14 protein-coding genes and 1 tRNA gene are annotated in these 15,987 nt (G+C 60.1%); 14 read left to right on the forward strand and 1 reads right to left on the reverse strand.

Annotated features, from left to right (window positions below):
• Positions 1-83: 83 nt before the first annotated feature.
• Positions 84-154 (reverse strand) — tRNA-Gly (locus KA369_19175).
• A 528-nt stretch (positions 155-682) separates the two neighbouring features.
• Between KA369_19175 and mraZ the strand changes: the two genes are divergently transcribed.
• The 14 genes from mraZ to KA369_19245 all read left to right on the forward strand — a co-directional run bounded on the left by mraZ (position 683) and on the right by KA369_19245 (position 15,811).
• Complete coding sequence (mraZ, locus tag KA369_19180; protein MBP7738107.1) at positions 683-1,120, forward strand: division/cell wall cluster transcriptional repressor MraZ; 438 nt, start codon at positions 683-685, stop codon at positions 1,118-1,120.
• A gap of 85 nt (positions 1,121-1,205) precedes the next feature.
• On the forward strand, positions 1,206-2,171 hold the full coding sequence (rsmH, locus tag KA369_19185; GenBank protein MBP7738108.1) for a 16S rRNA (cytosine(1402)-N(4))-methyltransferase RsmH: 966 nt from the start codon (positions 1,206-1,208) through the stop codon (positions 2,169-2,171).
• Positions 2,172-2,179: 8 nt separating this feature from the next.
• Positions 2,180-2,422, forward strand: a complete 243-nt coding sequence (locus tag KA369_19190) for a hypothetical protein (protein ID MBP7738109.1) — start codon at positions 2,180-2,182, stop codon at positions 2,420-2,422.
• A complete protein-coding gene (locus KA369_19195; GenBank protein ID MBP7738110.1) occupies positions 2,412-3,941 on the forward strand; it encodes a UDP-N-acetylmuramoyl-L-alanyl-D-glutamate--2,6-diaminopimelate ligase in 1,530 nt (509 codons plus the stop codon). Before KA369_19190 ends, KA369_19195 begins: the two co-directional genes overlap by 11 nt.
• Complete coding sequence (locus tag KA369_19200) at positions 3,938-5,335, forward strand: UDP-N-acetylmuramoyl-tripeptide--D-alanyl-D-alanine ligase (protein ID MBP7738111.1); 1,398 nt, start codon at positions 3,938-3,940, stop codon at positions 5,333-5,335. The genes KA369_19195 and KA369_19200 overlap by 4 nt, the downstream gene beginning before the upstream one ends.
• Position 5,336: 1 nt before the next feature.
• Complete coding sequence (locus tag KA369_19205; GenBank protein MBP7738112.1) at positions 5,337-6,422, forward strand: phospho-N-acetylmuramoyl-pentapeptide-transferase; 1,086 nt, start codon at positions 5,337-5,339, stop codon at positions 6,420-6,422.
• A gap of 95 nt (positions 6,423-6,517) precedes the next feature.
• Positions 6,518-7,933, forward strand: coding sequence for a UDP-N-acetylmuramoyl-L-alanine--D-glutamate ligase (gene murD, locus KA369_19210; protein ID MBP7738113.1), 1,416 nt, complete (start codon positions 6,518-6,520; stop codon positions 7,931-7,933).
• Positions 7,924-9,075, forward strand: coding sequence for a putative lipid II flippase FtsW (gene ftsW / locus KA369_19215; protein ID MBP7738114.1), 1,152 nt, complete (start codon positions 7,924-7,926; stop codon positions 9,073-9,075). Before murD ends, ftsW begins: the two co-directional genes overlap by 10 nt.
• A gap of 5 nt (positions 9,076-9,080) precedes the next feature.
• Positions 9,081-10,187 (forward strand): undecaprenyldiphospho-muramoylpentapeptide beta-N-acetylglucosaminyltransferase, encoded by a 1,107-nt coding sequence (gene murG, locus KA369_19220; protein MBP7738115.1) that lies wholly within the window; start codon positions 9,081-9,083, stop codon positions 10,185-10,187.
• The gene (locus KA369_19225; GenBank protein ID MBP7738116.1) at positions 10,177-11,553 is read left to right on the forward strand and encodes a UDP-N-acetylmuramate--L-alanine ligase; all 1,377 of its coding nucleotides are present in this window, start codon (positions 10,177-10,179) and stop codon (positions 11,551-11,553) included. Before murG ends, KA369_19225 begins: the two co-directional genes overlap by 11 nt.
• Positions 11,554-11,557: 4 nt before the next feature.
• On the forward strand, positions 11,558-12,253 hold the full coding sequence (locus KA369_19230) for a hypothetical protein (GenBank protein ID MBP7738117.1): 696 nt from the start codon (positions 11,558-11,560) through the stop codon (positions 12,251-12,253).
• A gap of 16 nt (positions 12,254-12,269) precedes the next feature.
• Positions 12,270-13,493, forward strand: coding sequence for a cell division protein FtsA (gene ftsA, locus KA369_19235; protein ID MBP7738118.1), 1,224 nt, complete (start codon positions 12,270-12,272; stop codon positions 13,491-13,493).
• 134 nt (positions 13,494-13,627) lie between these two features.
• Positions 13,628-14,794 (forward strand): cell division protein FtsZ, encoded by a 1,167-nt coding sequence (gene ftsZ / locus KA369_19240; GenBank protein ID MBP7738119.1) that lies wholly within the window; start codon positions 13,628-13,630, stop codon positions 14,792-14,794.
• Between the two features lie 18 nt (positions 14,795-14,812).
• Positions 14,813-15,811, forward strand: a complete 999-nt coding sequence (locus tag KA369_19245) for a phosphotransferase (GenBank protein MBP7738120.1) — start codon at positions 14,813-14,815, stop codon at positions 15,809-15,811.
• Positions 15,812-15,987 lie beyond the last annotated feature (176 nt).

The following is a 15,987-nucleotide window of genomic DNA, read 5'->3' on the forward strand; positions in this document are numbered from 1 at the left end:
ATCGAGATCAGTTGCGATTGTGTTTATGATTATAATGAATAAAAAAACGGCCCGTTCTTGAATCAAAACGGGCCGTTTTCATTAGCGGGTGATGGGAATCGAACCCACGTGACCAGCTTGGAAGGCTGGAGTTCTACCACTGAACTACACCCGCGGTAGACTTATATTATATGGGGACTTTGCATACCTCCGGAGCCCCATTTTCCACAATGTTGGCATTACTGTTTAAATAATGTTTTTAACAAAAAATATTTTCGCACAGATGTGTCAAGGATAATTTATTAGGATATTATTCATAGACAATTTTACGATAAGATACAATTAAGATTTTCCTCTAAATATTTTATACCGATAACTATCGGCCTATATTGGGGTCAGGGTAAACACTCACCGATAACTATCGCTGCTATAAGTATTCTGATGCCAGTTCAAATTTTGCTCTGACCCCGGGATAGCTCCCCTGCGGCCCGATAGTTATCGGTTCCGAATATATATGATGCACTGACCCCGGTCTTTTATCCATTGCACGCCAAAAATTTTGCTCTGACCCCCTATCTTCCAACACATTCAGGAAAAGTGTGTATTTTTTGTTTTATTGTTGACAAATTATGTCTCATATGTCACATTGTGGGGAAAAGTGGGGATTAATGTTGAATATATCCTTGTTGTGGTGATCTAAATTATGTTTATGGGCGAATACAATCCCACCCTGGATGATAAAGGCAGGGTCGCGATTCCGGTGAAGCTCCGCAAGGCCTTCGGGGAGAACGCCGTCATCAACAAGCTGGTGCTCACCTACGGCTTCGACCGGTGCATCATGGCATTCAGGGAAGAGGATTGGGAGCGCTTCGTGCGGGAGAAGCTGGTGCCCCTTCCGCAGTCAAACCCCACGAACAGGAACTGGGTCCGCCATCTGATGGGCGGCGCGCGGGACCAGGAGCTGGACAAGCAGGGGAGGATCATCATCCCCGCCAGCCATCTTGAGTACGCGCAGATCAGGAGCGAGGTCACGATCCTGGGTCTCAACGACAAGATCGAGATCTGGTCCACGGATATCTACAACGGCGTACGGCCCGATCAGGATTCGCTGAACGCCCTTGCGGTGGACCTCGGCGTATAGATTTGATACCGATCCGGCGTGTGGGACGCCGGTTACGTATAAAGATTTAAGCTTTTTCCAATGCGACATAATATCAGAGGTGGCTGTGCGGTACGTTCATATTCCGGTCATGCCGAGGGAGATCATCCGCTTCATCGAGGATTCGGCGCACCGGGGAACGGGAATGCTGGTGGACTGCACGGCCGGGGAAGGGGGTCATTCTGAGTTGTTCCTGGAGCGGTTCGCGGACCTCACGGTCACGGCCTTCGACAGGGACAGCGAGATACTCGAAAAGGCGCGGGAGAGGCTGGGGCGTTATGGAAACCGAATTAATTTCATTAACGATAATTTTACTGATCTGTATAAGCATCTGGACCAATTGAGGGGACGGGTGAATTACTTCTTGTACGATTTCGGGATTTCCTCGTTTCACTACGAGGAGAGCGGCCGGGGGTTCGGCTTTGCGAAGGATGAAAGGCTTGACATGAGGTTGGATGAAAGCGCAGAGAGCGCCTACGGCATTGTGAACAGCGCCGACGAAAGAACGCTGGCCGATATCATCTTCCGCTTCGGCGAGGAGCGGTGGTCGCGGAGGATAGCGTCCGCCATCGTGCGCGAGAGGAAAATCAGGCCCGTGGAGACCAGCGGCGAGCTGGCGGAGATAGTGCTCCACGCCATTCCGAAGAAATTCCACGTGAAGAACATCCACCCCGCGACGCGGGTGTTCCAGGCCCTGCGGATCGCGGCGAACGACGAGCTCGCCGCCATCGGGAAGAGCCTGGACCAGGCGCACCGCCTCCTTTCTCCCGGCGGAAGGATCATGGCGATCTCCTTCCACTCCCTGGAAGACCGCATCGTGAAGGAAAAATTCCGCCGCATGGCGCGGGGCTGCTCCTGCTCAGAGGAGCCGCGGGACTGCCGCTGCGAGGAAACGCCCGATGTAAAACTATTGACGAAAAAACCTCTTCGCCCTGAAGTAGACGAAATTGAAGGCAACAGCCGGGCCCGGAGCGCCCGTCTCCGGGTCTGCGAAAAGATAATGGAGGCTCAGTCATCAAGTACGTTATCATAATATTCTCGATGAGCCTGTTTGTCATATTGTATGTGTGGCAGAACATCGAGGTCGTGCAGATCGAGATGAAAAACAGGTCGCTGTCGCGCAGCGCGGGCCAGCTGGTGAAGGAGCGGGACCGCCTGCTGTATGAAATCGAACGCTGCCGCGCCATGGACGCGGTTGAGGACCACGCCCGGAAGAACGGTTACCGCGCCATTCTTCCCGGCGATATCAAGACGATCGTGGTGAATAAAGCCGATGCTCAATAACAATGGCAACATAAAAATCTCCATTGCCGACCTGGCCGGCCAGAGCTGCGGCGTTGCCGAAGTTGCCGCGGGCGGCGCTACCGTCGTGTCGTCGGTGGAATACGATTCGCGCAGGGTCAAAAAGGGAAGCCTCTTCATCGCCGTCGAGGGATTCACCAGCGACGGCCACCGCTTCGTCGACACCGCCGTCGATAACGGCGCCGCCGCCGTCTGCGTCGCGAAGGACCGCGCCGGGGATTTCGGCTGGCTGAAGGATCGCGGCGTCGGCGTCATGGAAACCTCCGACACCAGGACGGCCCTTTCGCGACTGTCGGCCGCCTTCTTCGGCTTTCCCTCCCGCTCCATGCTGGCCATCGGCATCACCGGCACCAACGGCAAGACCTCCATCACCTACATGCTGGAGTCGATCCTTAAGCGCCATGGCCTCAATCCCGGCGTCATCGGAACCATCAACTACCGGTGGGGCGGCAGGGAATTCCCGGCGGCGAACACCACGCCGGAATCGCGCGACCTCCAGGAGATCCTCTATCGCATGAAGAAGGACGGCGTCGACGCCGTGGTCATGGAAGTGTCGTCCCACGCGCTGGAGCTCCGGCGGGCCGATGACATCGATTTCGACGCCGCCGTGTTCACCAACCTCACCAGGGACCACCTTGACTTCCATCACGATTTCGAGCATTATTTCAGCGCCAAGAAGAGGCTCTTCACTCTCCTCGAGAACAGCTACAAGAAGGGGCGCTGCGCCATCGTCAACGCGGACGATCCCTACGGCCGCGAGATATGCATGATCAAGAACCATTACTCCTACCCGGTAAAGAGCTTCGGCATAGAGACCGAGTCGGATTACATGCCCCTGGCAGGGACCATCAGGAACACCCTGGACGGCCTGAGCTACCGCCTGGGCCGTCCCGAGGCGGGGGTGGCAGTGGACCTCGCGCTCCTGGGCACCTTCCAGCTTTACAATTCCCTGGCTGCGCTCGCCGTGGCGCACCAGATGGGCGTCTCCTTCGCGGACATCATCGCCGGCCTGGCGGACCTTGAGAACGTTCCGGGCCGATTCGACGTCCTCAAGACCGGCAAGGGCTTCATCGCCATCGTCGATTACGCCCATACCGTGGACGCCCTCCAGAAGCTCCTGAAATCCGTGAACGAGCTGGAGCATGGCCGGGTCATCACCGTGTTCGGCTGCGGCGGGGACCGCGACCGGACCAAGCGGCCCCTGATGGGTAAGGCGGCCGAGGAGAACTCCGACCTAGTCATCGTCACCAGCGACAATCCCCGCACCGAGGACCCGGCCCTGATCATCGGCGAGATAACAGCAGGCCTTTCGGGGAGCAACCATGAAATCATACCGGACCGGGAGGAAGCGATCGCCCGGGCCATGAACGAGGCCCGCGAGGGCGATATCGTCGTCATCGCCGGCAAGGGCCACGAGGACTACCAGATCATCGGCGCCGAGAAGCGTCACTTCGACGACAAGGAAGTGGCCGCGCGGTGTTTGCAGGAGACGGTCAGGTGATAGTGAGCTGCGCGACAACAGCGGGCAGGATAGCGGAGGCGGCCCGGGGCCGTCTCACCAGCGGCGATCCCTCCACCGCGATAGAGACCATCTCCACCGATTCCCGCGAGATCGGCGCGAAGGGACTTTTCATCCCCCTGGTGGGCGAGAAGTTCGACGGCCACGACTACATCCGGCCCCTGTCGGAGAACAGGAGCATCTCCTCCTACCTGACCATGAAGGAGGGCTTCACGGATATCGCGTCGAGCCGCGGCATCGCCGAGATCCGGTGCGAGGACACCCTGCGGGCCCTGGGATCGATAGGGGCCCGGCACCGCGACGAGATCGACCCGATAGTTATCGGCATCACCGGCACCAACGGCAAGACCACCACCAAGGAGCTGGTCTACGCCATCCTGAGCGCCCGGAAAAGCTGCCTCAAGAACGTGAAAAACTATAACAACGAGATCGGCGTGCCCATGACCCTCCTGGGTCTCGCGCCCGGCCATGAAATGGCCGTGATAGAGATGGGGATGAACCACCCGGGCGAGCTCGACCGCCTCTCGAACATAGCCAGGCCCGACCTGGCCCTCATCACCAACGTGGGCGAGGGGCACCTGGAGTTCCTGGGCTCGGTCGAGAACGTTGCCTCGGCCAAGTCCGAGATCATGCACGGCATGCGGCCCGGATCGACCCTCCTGGTGAACCGCGACATGGACTGTCTCGATATCGTCATGGCCGGGGCCCGGAAGAGCGACCTGGTGGTGAAGAGCTTCGGCCTTTCCGACAGGGCCGATATCCGCCCCGATTCGTACCGCCTCTACCACGACAGCCTGACCGTCCTGTTCCGCGGCGTCGAGATATCCGTGCCGCTCTACGGCATTCACAACGTGTACAACGTCATGGCCGCCGTGGCCGTCGCCGCCCAGTACGGCATCGGGCCCGAGGCGGTCAGGGATTCACTGGCGGGCTTCGTCAACGTCGACGGCCGGAGCCAGATCATCGACCGGGGCTTCCTCGTGATCAACGACAGCTACAACGCCAATCCCCTGTCCCTGCGCTACGCCCTCCGCTCCACCGCCGAGATCTTCCCGGAGCGGAGAAAGATCGCCGTCCTGTCCGACATGAAGGAGCTGGGCGAGGCGTCGCGGCGCTGCCATACCGAGTGCGGCGCCGCCGTGAAAGAAAATAAATTTGACATGCTCCTGGTTTGGGGCGATATGGCCGGATGCTACGCCGAGGGCGCCCGCCAGGCCGGTTTTGATCCTGACAGGATACAGCGGTTTGAAACGAAGGACGAATTGTCCCGCTATGTGCGTACCATTGCCGATGAAAACGACGTTATTCTGGTCAAGGGGTCGCGGTCGATGAAGATGGAAGACGTGGTCAGCGCCCTGGCCGGAAGAGAGGAGTGAAATGTTTTATCATTTTTTAGTGCCGCTGAAAGAACAACTGGGCTTCCTGAGGCTGTTCCAGTACATCACCTTCAGGTCGGCCTACGCGGCGCTCACGGCGCTGCTCCTGGTCCTCATCCTGGGAAGCCTGGTGATCCGCTGGCTTCAGATGCTCAAGCTCGGCGAGGAGATCAGGACCCTGGGACCGGAGAGCCACAAGAAGAAGGCCGGCACGCCCACCATGGGCGGCATTATCATCATTGGCGCGGTCCTCATCTCGATCGCCCTGTGGGGTAATTTTTCCAGCGTCTACCTGGTCACCCTGATCGTCGCGACGGTCCTTCTCGGCGGCCTCGGCTTCGCCGACGATTACATCAAATCGATACTGAAAAGAAAAGAAGGGGTCTCGGCCCGGATGAAGCTCCTGGTCCAGGTCCTTATCGCCCTGGCGGTGGCACTGGTCATCTATTATCTTCCTTCGAATAAAGCCGAGGCGACGACCCTCTATGTGCCCTTCATCAACGAGGAAATCGCCGACCTGGGTCTCCTCTGGGTGGTTTTCGCCGCGGTGGTGATTGTCTCCGCCACCAACGCCGTCAACCTGACGGACGGCCTTGACGGCCTGGCCATCGGCTCGGTCATGACCGTGGGCGTGAGCCTCGGCATCATGGCGTACCTGGCGGGCCACGCCAAGATCGCGGCCTATCTCAGGATTCCCTATGTTCCGGAGGCGGCGGAGCTCACGGTGTTCCTGGCCGCCCTCATGGGCGCGGCCATCGGCTTTCTCTGGTTCAACAGCAACCCGGCCACGGTCTTCATGGGGGACACCGGTTCCCTCGCCCTGGGCGGCATCGTCGGTATCGTGGCGGTCATGATCAAAAAAGAAATATTTCTCTTCATCGTCGGCGGGGTCTTCGTCATGGAGGTCCTCTCGGTGATCATACAGGTGGCGTCCTTCAAGATCAGGGGCAAGCGGGTCTTCAAGATGGCGCCCTTTCACCATCACCTGGAGCTGTCCGGGTGGCCGGAGCAGAAGGTGGTGGTGCGGATGTGGATACTCGGGATCATACTGGCGATTTTAGGAATGAGTTCGCTGAAGATATTGTAGATCCGCACTCCCTCCCCCTTGATGGGGGAGGGCAGGGGTGGGGGTGAATGGATAGGTCACCCTCCCCCATCCCCTCCCATCGAGGGAGGAGAGTATTGAGAAAGAGTATACTGATAATAGAAAAAATGAAAGGCAACAACAACATACATAAGGCCCTCGTGGTCGGACTGGGATACCGCACAGGTTTGGCGGTTTCAAACTTCCTCGCGGCCCGGGAGATCGCCGTGGTCGCCTCCGACAGCAAGAGCGAGGCGGACCTTTCCGACGTGCTCAGCAAGCTCGATCCCACGGTGCGGGTCGTCGCCGGCGCCCAGGACCCGGCCCTGCTCGACGGCGGCTTTGACGCGGTCATACTGTCGCCGGGCGTGCCGAAGACCATCCCCCTGGTGGCGGAAGCGGGCAGGCGGGGCATCCCCGTAATGGCGGAAGTGGAGCTCGCCTTCAGGCACATGAAGGGAAGCGTCGTCGGCATAACCGGCACGGACGGTAAATCCACCACCACGGCCCTCACCGGCCACGTGTTCCATGAGCTCGGCATCGACACCCACGTGGGCGGGAACATCGGCATACCCCTGGTCTCCTTCGTCGATAAAACGAACGATGAATCGGTGGTGGTGGCTGAGCTCTCGTCGTTCCAGCTGGAGACCATCGTGGACTTCAGGCCGGACGTGGCCGCCCTTTTGAACGTGACGCCGGACCACCTTGACCGCTATGACGGCATGGAAGAGTATCTCGAAGCCAAGATGAGGATCGCCATGAACCAGGACGGCGGCGATTATTTCATTTATAACAGGGACGATGTAATGAGCTCCCGCAGCTCCTCACGGGTGAAGTCCAGGGTCCTTTCCTTTTCCATTGAGACAGGGGACGCCGACATCTTCTACCGCGACGGCGCGGTCTACCTCAGGGACGACGGCCGGAAGGTTCTCGAGACCGGCCGGATGAAGGTCCTGGGGCTCCATAACGTGCAGAACGCCATGGTGGCGATCCTCGCGGCCCGAGCGGTCCTGGCCAAGCGGGGAAAAGAGGCCGACTTCGACGCCATCGCCGAAGCGGTCTATTCCTTCCCGGGGCTTGAGCACCGCCTGGAGCGGATCGGCGTGTTCCAGGGGAGGGAATTCATCAACGATTCCAAGGCCACCACGGTCAACGCGGTCCTCACGGCCCTCCGGAGCTTCCCCGGCATGGGCGTCCTCATACTGGGGGGCAGGACCAAGGGCGATGATTATTCCCGGTTGAAGATCGGCCTGGAGGGGAAGATACGGTCAATTGTGCTGATCGGCGAATCAAAGGAATATTTTGCGAAGATACTGGGCGGCTTCCGCCACGTTTTCGCCGAGTCGCTGGATGACGCGGTGGTGAAGGCGATGCGGGAGAGCAGGGAGGGCGACGTGGTGCTTCTTTCGCCGGCCTGCGCATCCTTTGACATGTTCAAAAATTACGAGGAGCGGGGAATGGAGTTCGCCAAATCCTTCCGCCGCCTGGAGAGCGGGGCCTTATCGTGGACCTGAAATCAGTCATAGACATACGGCGCCTGAGAGAGCCGGACATGATCCTCTTCGTGGTGATACTGTCCCTCACCGGGATCGGCATCGCCATGAGCTACAGCGCCAGCGCCGTGTACGCCCTCAAGGTCTTCGGCGACCCGTATTATTTTCTAAAGAAGCAGCTCCTCTGGTTCGTCATCGGCTTCATCTTCATGCTTGTATTCATGCGGATCGATTACCGCCTCTACATGAAGCACACCAAGGTGATGCTGCTCGCCTCCTTCGTAATGCTCACCCTGGTGCTGATACCCGGCATCGGGCACAGCGCCAAGGGGTCGGTGCGGTGGCTCGGAATCGGCCCGGCCGCGTTCCAGCCGGCAGAATTCGTGAAGATCTGCGTGGTCATCTACCTGGCAAAGGTCTTTTCCTCAGAGGCTGAAGACAACTTCGTGCGGCTCCTGATCCCGGTCATCATCGTATCAGTCATTTTCCTGATGATCATCGTGCAGCCCGATTTCGGCACCGCCATAGATATCCTTATCGTGTCGGTGTTCATCCTTTTCGTGTCGGGATTCCCCTTCACCTACCTCTTCACGCTCTTTATCCTGAGCATCCCGATGTTCTACCTGATGATATACCTGGTGCAGTACCGGAAAGACCGGGTCGTCGCTTATCTGGACCCCTGGGCGTACCGCTACGGCATCGGTTACCATATAATACAGTCCTTCATAGCTTTCAAGAAGGGCGGGTTCTTCGGCGTGGGCCTGGGGAACGGGACCCAGAAGCTTTCCCGGCTCCCGGAGCCCCATACCGATTTCATCTACGCCGTCATCGGCGAGGAAGCGGGGCTCCTGGGCACGGTGCTCATCGTGCTCCTCTTCGCGGCGGTGCTCTGGCGCGGGATCGTCGTTTCGACGGAGGCGCAGGACAATTTCGGCAGGCTCCTTGCCGTGGGGCTTTCGCTCATGATCGTGGTGCAGGCCTTCATCAACATGGGCGTGGTCACCGGCGCCCTGCCGACCAAGGGCATCCCGATGCCCTTTATCAGTTACGGCGGGTCGTCGCTCCTTTCCAACATGATCGCGGCGGGAATACTGCTGAACGTGTCCCGCTACCGCGGGGCCCTGAAGCAGGACATGAAACTATTTGAAGAGGTATGGCAGTGAACAGCATGAATGATATAAGCGTACTTATAGTGGCGGGCGGCACCGGCGGGCATATCAGCCCCGGCATCGCCCTGTACGAGGCGTTTCAGGACGCCGGCGTCCGGGCTCTCTTCCTTTCGGGGAAGCGCGACGCTCGGTTTTCCTCCCTTAATGATATCGCGGCGGATGACCTCCGCCTCTACCGGGCGCCGTCCTTCTCGAAGAACCCCGGGAAGCTCCTCCTGTTCCCGGTCCTTTTCGGCGCCGCCATCCTCTCGGTGCGGAAGATCGTAAGGAAGAACAACGTACGCGCCATCATCGGCATGGGCGGGTACGTGTCGGCGCCGGCCCTGATGGCCGCGAAGCTCTTCAAGGTGCCCCTGTTCGTATGCGAGCAGAACTCGGTGCCGGGCAAGGTGACGCGGTTCTTCGAAAAGCACGCGGTGCGGGTCTTCGGGACCTTTCGGGGCGCCACCGAATACCTGAAGTTCAAGGATAAGTACCTGCTGGCCGGGAACCCGATCCGGAAAAAGGTGCTGGTGGACGCGAAGAAGGAGGAGGCGCGCAAGACCTTCCACCTCGGCCATAGCAGGAAAGTGGTGCTGGTCATCGGCGGGAGCCAGGGGGCGGTGCGCATCAACGAGCTGGTCTTCGGCCTGAAGAAGGATTTTTCCGATGAGCTCAAGAACGTCGGCTTCATCTGGAGCACCGGCGATTTTTCATACCAGACCTACAAGGACAAGATCAACACTGAAATAGAAGAGGGCTCGGTGTACCTGTCGCCCTTTATCGATAAGGTGGGCCTGGCCTACCGGGCCGCCGACGTGGCCATCTCCCGGTCGGGCGCCGGGGTCATGATGGAGCTGGCGGCGATGGGCGTGCCATCGATCCAGATACCCTATCCCTTCGCCGCGGACAACCACCAGGACAAGAATGCCGACGAGTTCGTCCAGGCCGGGGCCGCGGTCAAGGTCACCAACGCCGACGCGGTGCCTGAAAAGGTGATGCCGGTGCTCCACGACCTGATGAACAATCCCCGGGCCCTGGAACGCATGTCGAAAAAGGCCCTGGATGCGGCCATGGTGAATGCCGCGGAGACGATCGTGAAGGAAATTGTGAAACATGTTTCGTAAATCTAAAAAAATGCATTTCATAGGGATCGGCGGCATCGGCATGAGCGGCATCGCCGAGATCCTGATCAACATGGGATACGAGGTGTCCGGATCCGACCTGAACGAGTCGGAACAGACCCGGCGGCTCGCCTCCCTCGGCGCCACGGTGTTCATCGGCCATTTCCCGTCCAACATCAGCGATTACCACGTGGTGGTCACCTCCAGCGCCATCAGCCAGAGCAACCCGGAGCTGATCGAGGCCCGGAAGAGGAGGATCCCGGTGATCCACCGGTCGGAGATGCTGGCGGAGCTGGTGCGGATGAAGTACGGCATCGGCGTCGCCGGTACCCACGGCAAGACCACCATCACCTCCATGCTCTCCTACGTGCTCTTCCACTGCGGCATGAACCCCACGGCAGTGGTGGGGGGCAAGGTCCTGAACTTCAACACCAACGCGAGGACGGGCGAGGGCGACTACATCGTGTTCGAGGCCGACGAATCGGACGGCTCCTTCCTGAAGCTCCTGCCCTGCATCGGCATCGTCTCCAACATCGACGCGGACCATCTCGACTACTACAAGTATTTCCAGGGGCTGAAGGATGCCTTCCTGACATACATCAACACCATTCCCTTTTACGGCTACTCGGTCCTCTGCATAGACGACAACACCGTGCGGGAGATCCTCCCGAAGGTGGAGAGGCCCTATTACACCTACGGCCTCTCCGAGGACGCGGATTTCCGGGCGGTGGACATCCGCATGGAGAACGGCATGACCCGCTACCGCTGCCTCTACCGGAACGAGCCGATGGGCGAGTTTTCCATCAACCAGCTGGGGAGCCACAACGCGGTCAACTCCCTGTCGGTCATCGCAGTGGCCCTGGAGCTGGGCCTGTCGGCCGACGCCATCCGGGAGGGCCTCGCCGGGTTCCGCGGCGTGGGGCGACGCCTCGAGCTCGTCGGCGAGGCCGCCGGCGTCCGCGTCTATGACGATTACGGCCACCATCCCACGGAGATCCGGGCCACCCTGGAAGCGGTGAAGAAGCTGGGGCGGCGCACCGTAGTGGTGTTCCAGCCGCACCGGTACACCCGCACGCAGCTCCTCTGGGACGAGTTCGGCCAGTGCTTCGCCAACGCGGACCTGCTCCTCCTCACGGAGATCTATCCCGCCGGGGAGGCGCCCATCGACGGCGTGTCGTCGCGGCTCATCCAGGAGGCGGTGGTGAAGCACGAGGGGCGCACGGTGGAGATCGTGCAGCGCTTCGAGGAAATACCGGGATGCGTGGCCTCCATGGTCCGGGACGAGGACATCGTCCTGACCCTGGGAGCCGGAGATATCTATAAAGCGGGAACGCGCATCATGGAAGAAATCAAGAAGAGGGCGCACTGATCCAATGAGGGGCACGGCACCATACATTGCGGCGATCATTGCCGCGCTGATACTGGGCTGCGGGGCGGGCCGCGGCGCCGACATCCGCACGGTCAGGGCCATCGAGTTCAAGGGCCTGAGGCTCCTCTCGAAGTACGAGGTTGTCCGCGGCGCCAGGCTCAAGGCCGTGAAGGGCGGCATCGCCGTTGACGTCGATTCCCTTGAAAAGGCCCTGGAGAAGAACGCCTTCCTGGCGTCCTACAGCGTCCATGAAAGCGGGCAGAGGCTCGTCGTGACGGTCGAGGAAAAGAGGCCGGCGCTGGTGATTGCGGCGTTGAAGGGAGGAAGGGTTTATTTCTACGAGCTGGACGTGAACCGCGCGGTCATATCGCGCAACGCGGCCCACTCCGGCCGGGTCCCCTTCGTGTATGTGGCCGGCGAAGACATGGAGCGCGGCGTTCCCTCAGCGCGGCTCATGAATATCCTGTCGATCCTCGACCGGGTGCGCGAACAAAATACGTCACTGTACCGGGAATTATCAGAAATGTATTGCAATGAAAACAGCGTCAGGGTAGTATTGCGGGGAAGAAAGACCGGTTTCATCCTGAAGCCGGATATCATGGAATTTACCAGGCTGAACTATATCGCCGGTTACTGCGACCACGCGGAGCGGTACCCGGACGAGATCGACATGACCGGCGGCGCGGTCGTTGTCAGGTGAGACAGAGGAGCGCGGCATGGAAGACATACTTGTAGGGCTGGACATAGGAACGACGAAGACCTGCGCGGTCATCGGCACCATGAACCAGAACAACCAGGTCGAGGTGATCGGCGTGGGCGTGACGCCGTCCAAGGGGCTCAAGAACGGCGTCATCGTGAACATCGACAACACCACCTCCGCCATCGTGAAGGCCATCGACGAGGGCGAGCTCATGGCCGGCTACGAGGTGACCGACTGCATCATCGGCATCAGCGGCCAGCACGTCAAGGGGCAGAATTCCCGCGGCGTGGTCGCGGTATCGAGCCGGAACCGGACCATCGCGACCCATGACGTGAAGCGGGTCATCGAGGCGGCCCAGGCGGTGGTGATACCGGTGGACCGCGAGATCATACACGTGCTTTCCAAGGAATTCGCCGTGGACGACCAGATCGGCATCAAGGACCCCATCGGCATGACCGGCGTGCGCCTCGAGGCGGAAGTGCACATCGTCACGGGCCAGACATCGGGGATACAGAACATGGTCAAGGCCGTCGAAAAGGCCGGGTTCCAGTACCGGGACATCGTCTTCAATCCGCTGGCGGCCGCTGACGCGGTCCTTTCCCGTGACGAGATGGAGCTGGGGGTCGCCCTGCTGGACATCGGCGGCGGCACCATAGACATCGTGGTGTACATGGAGGGCGGCGTGGCCTACTCGACGGTCCTTTCCATCGGCGGGATCCACGTCACCAACGACATATCAATCGGCCTGCGGACCCCCATCGAGTCCGCGGAGCTCATCAAGAAGAAATACGGCTGCGCGGTCCTCGACCTGGTCGACCCGTCCGAGGTGGTGGAAGTCCCCTCCGTGGGCGGACGGCCGCCGCGAAAGCTCCTCCGCCAGGAGCTCACGCAGATCATCGAGCCGAGGGTCGCGGAGATGATGGAGATGGTCGACCGGGAGCTCACGGTCTCCGGCAAGAAGGAGATGCTCTCCGCCGGGATCGTCCTGACCGGCGGCGGGAGCATGCTCGACGGGTCCATCGAGGCCGCCGAGCGCGTCTTCAACATGCCGGTGCGGATCGGATCGCCCCGGGACATCGCGGGCCTGGCGGACCGGGTGGCGACGCCGCAGTTCGCCGGCGCCGTGGGCCTTTTGCGATACGGTCTCAGGATGAACCAGTTGAGGGCGGGGAAGCTCGTCCCCGAGAAGGGGGGCAGCGTCTTCGGCAGGCTCAAGAAATGGCTGGAAGAGTATTTGTAGGATAAGGGATGTGTGGCATTACAGAAGTCGCGGTTGCGCAACCGCGACTTCTACAAGGCCAATAATTTTATCAATCGCTTCGGCGAAAAAATATAATACAATGAGACATAATACAGAATCGAAGGGGGACTTACATGTTTAAACTTGAAGAAGAAAGGCCTCTCAGCACAGTCATCAAGGTCGTCGGCGTAGGCGGAGCGGGGTGCAACGCGGTCAACAGGATGATCGCCACCGGCATGGAAGGAGTCGAGTTCATCGTCGCCAACACCGACGCGCAGCAGCTCAGGGACAGCCTGGCCCAGGTGAAGATCCAGATCGGGACGAAGCTCACCCGGGGCCTCGGCGCGGGAGCCGACCCGTCGGTCGGCCGCGAGGCGGCCAACGAGGACCGGGACAAGCTTCACAAGGCCCTCAAGGGAGCCGACATGGTCTTTATCACCGCCGGCATGGGGGGCGGCACCGGAACCGGCGCCGCGCCCATCGTGGCCGAAGTGGCCAAGGAGCTCTCCGCACTGGTGGTGGGCGTGGTCACCAAGCCCTTCAGGGTGGAAGGGAAGAAGCGCCTCTCCCAGGCGGAAACGGGCATCGCCAACCTGAAGGAGAAGGTCGACACCCTCATCACCATCCACAATGATCTTTTACTTAAAATCATCGACCGTCGCACTCCCATCGAGGACGCCTTCAAGCTCGCCGACGACATTTTACGGCAGGGCGTGCAGGGAATCGCGGACCTGATCATGGTCACCGGCCTGGTCAATGTCGACTTCGCCGACGTGTGCACCGTCATGAAGGAGACCGGCGACGCCCTCATGGGCGTGGGCATCGGCACGGGCGAGAACAAGGCCCTGGAGGCTACCCAGCAGGCCATCAACAGCCCGCTCCTGGAGGAGACCAGCATCGAGGGGGCCAAGGCGGTCCTCATCAACATCGCCGGCGGCAACGACCTCTCCCTCCACGAGGTGAACGAGGTCACCGACGTCATCACCCGCCAGGTGGACCCGGAGGCTAACATCATCTTCGGCACCACCATCGACCCGGCCCTTTCGGACAGGGTGCGCGTCACCGTCATCGCCACCGGCTTCGACCGGCGCCGCAACATGATCAACCGCGGCGGTCCCCAGCACTCCGAGCTGCGCAACGGCACCTCCCTCACCCTCATCGAGGGGAGCCAGAAGGCGCCGGAGAAGCGGCCGACCCCTGCCATGCAGACCTTCACCCTCGACTACGAGCGGAAGCGCGCGCGGGATTACCAGACCGAGGATCTGGACATCCCGGCCTTCCTGCGCCGCGGCGTCGAGTAGGAGGCCATGAGAGCGGTGATGGATATCGGGGCAGATGAATCGATCCGGTCCTTTCTCAAAGGGGCCCTGGGCGGATTCTCCTCCCTGGAGCCCCTGGCCGGCGACGCCTCCACCCGCCGGTACTGGCGGGTCCGGATGAACGGCCACACCTGGGTCCTCTGTCAAGATCCGGCGTTCGCCGGCGTGGCGGAGACCCAATACCCCTTCATGGTGGTATACGATCTTCTGAAAGATTCGGTGCCGGTGCCCGAGATCCGCGCCGTGGACAACGGGCCGGGGCTCCTGCTTATCCAGGACCTCGGCGACGATCTTCTCGAGTATTGCTATCCCCTCTACGACGAGGACGCGATGCGGCGTATCTATCAGACTTGCGTTGAAAACCTCTTTTCGATTCAGATGATACGGGAGAAGGGCTCCGCGCCCTTCTCCCTTTCTTTTAACGTGGAAAAGCTCATGTTCGAATTCGATTTTTTTATCGAACATGCCCTCGGCGGTTATTACCGGGCGCCCCTTTCCGGCCATGACCGGGAAACCCTCCGTTCAGAGTTCCTGTCCATAGCCGGGTCCCTGGACTGTCCCGAGCATTTCGTCCTGGCCCACCGCGACTACCATTCCCGGAACCTCATCGTCTTCAACGATATCCCCTATATCATCGATTTCCAGGACGCGCGCATGGGGCTCCCCCAGTATGACCTGGTGTCCCTGCTCAGGGACTCCTACATCACGCTCAACGAAGGCGTCTTCGAATATCTGAAGAACTACTACTACGAGGGAGGAAAGGAGATGGACATCCACGCCATGGGCCGCGACGAGTTCAACTACTACTTCGACCTCATGGCCTTCCAGCGCAACGTCAAGGCCCTGGGCACCTTCGGGTACCAGGTTTCCGTGAAAGGGAACTCCCGGTACGAGCGCTATTTCAGGCCCACGGCGGACTACCTGGGCGATTACGCAGGGCGGCAGGAAAAGCTCGGCGGTGCCTGGCGCATACTCCGCAATTACCTGAACGGCAGGTAAGCCCCAACGACTATCCCCTTCCTTCTATGCGAATCATACATGTTCCTGACCGCGAGGATCAATGACCCATACCTCACAATTTGCGACCGCTACCCCTGGGTTTGGGCGCTCTGCGATCAAAAAATGCTGGACAATGACTGTTCGAATAAGGTAAGGATGATGTACCAATTTGAACC

The organism is Spirochaetota bacterium (genome assembly GCA_017999915.1).
Taxonomy (GTDB): domain Bacteria; phylum Spirochaetota; class UBA4802; order UBA4802; family UBA5550; genus RBG-16-49-21.

Coding starts and splice junctions, on each gene's coding strand:
- mraZ (MBP7738107.1), top strand. CDS start 683: ATGTTTATGGGCGAATACAATCCCACCCTGGATGATAAAGGCAGGGTC.
- KA369_19190 (MBP7738109.1), top strand. CDS start 2,180: ATGAGCCTGTTTGTCATATTGTATGTGTGGCAGAACATCGAGGTCGTG.
- KA369_19195 (MBP7738110.1), top strand. CDS start 2,412: ATGCTCAATAACAATGGCAACATAAAAATCTCCATTGCCGACCTGGCC.
- KA369_19205 (MBP7738112.1), top strand. CDS start 5,337: ATGTTTTATCATTTTTTAGTGCCGCTGAAAGAACAACTGGGCTTCCTG.
- murG (MBP7738115.1), top strand. CDS start 9,081: ATGAATGATATAAGCGTACTTATAGTGGCGGGCGGCACCGGCGGGCAT.
- KA369_19225 (MBP7738116.1), top strand. CDS start 10,177: ATGTTTCGTAAATCTAAAAAAATGCATTTCATAGGGATCGGCGGCATC.
- KA369_19230 (MBP7738117.1), top strand. CDS start 11,558: ATGAGGGGCACGGCACCATACATTGCGGCGATCATTGCCGCGCTGATA.
- ftsA (MBP7738118.1), top strand. CDS start 12,270: ATGGAAGACATACTTGTAGGGCTGGACATAGGAACGACGAAGACCTGC.
- ftsZ (MBP7738119.1), top strand. CDS start 13,628: ATGTTTAAACTTGAAGAAGAAAGGCCTCTCAGCACAGTCATCAAGGTC.
- KA369_19245 (MBP7738120.1), top strand. CDS start 14,813: ATGGATATCGGGGCAGATGAATCGATCCGGTCCTTTCTCAAAGGGGCC.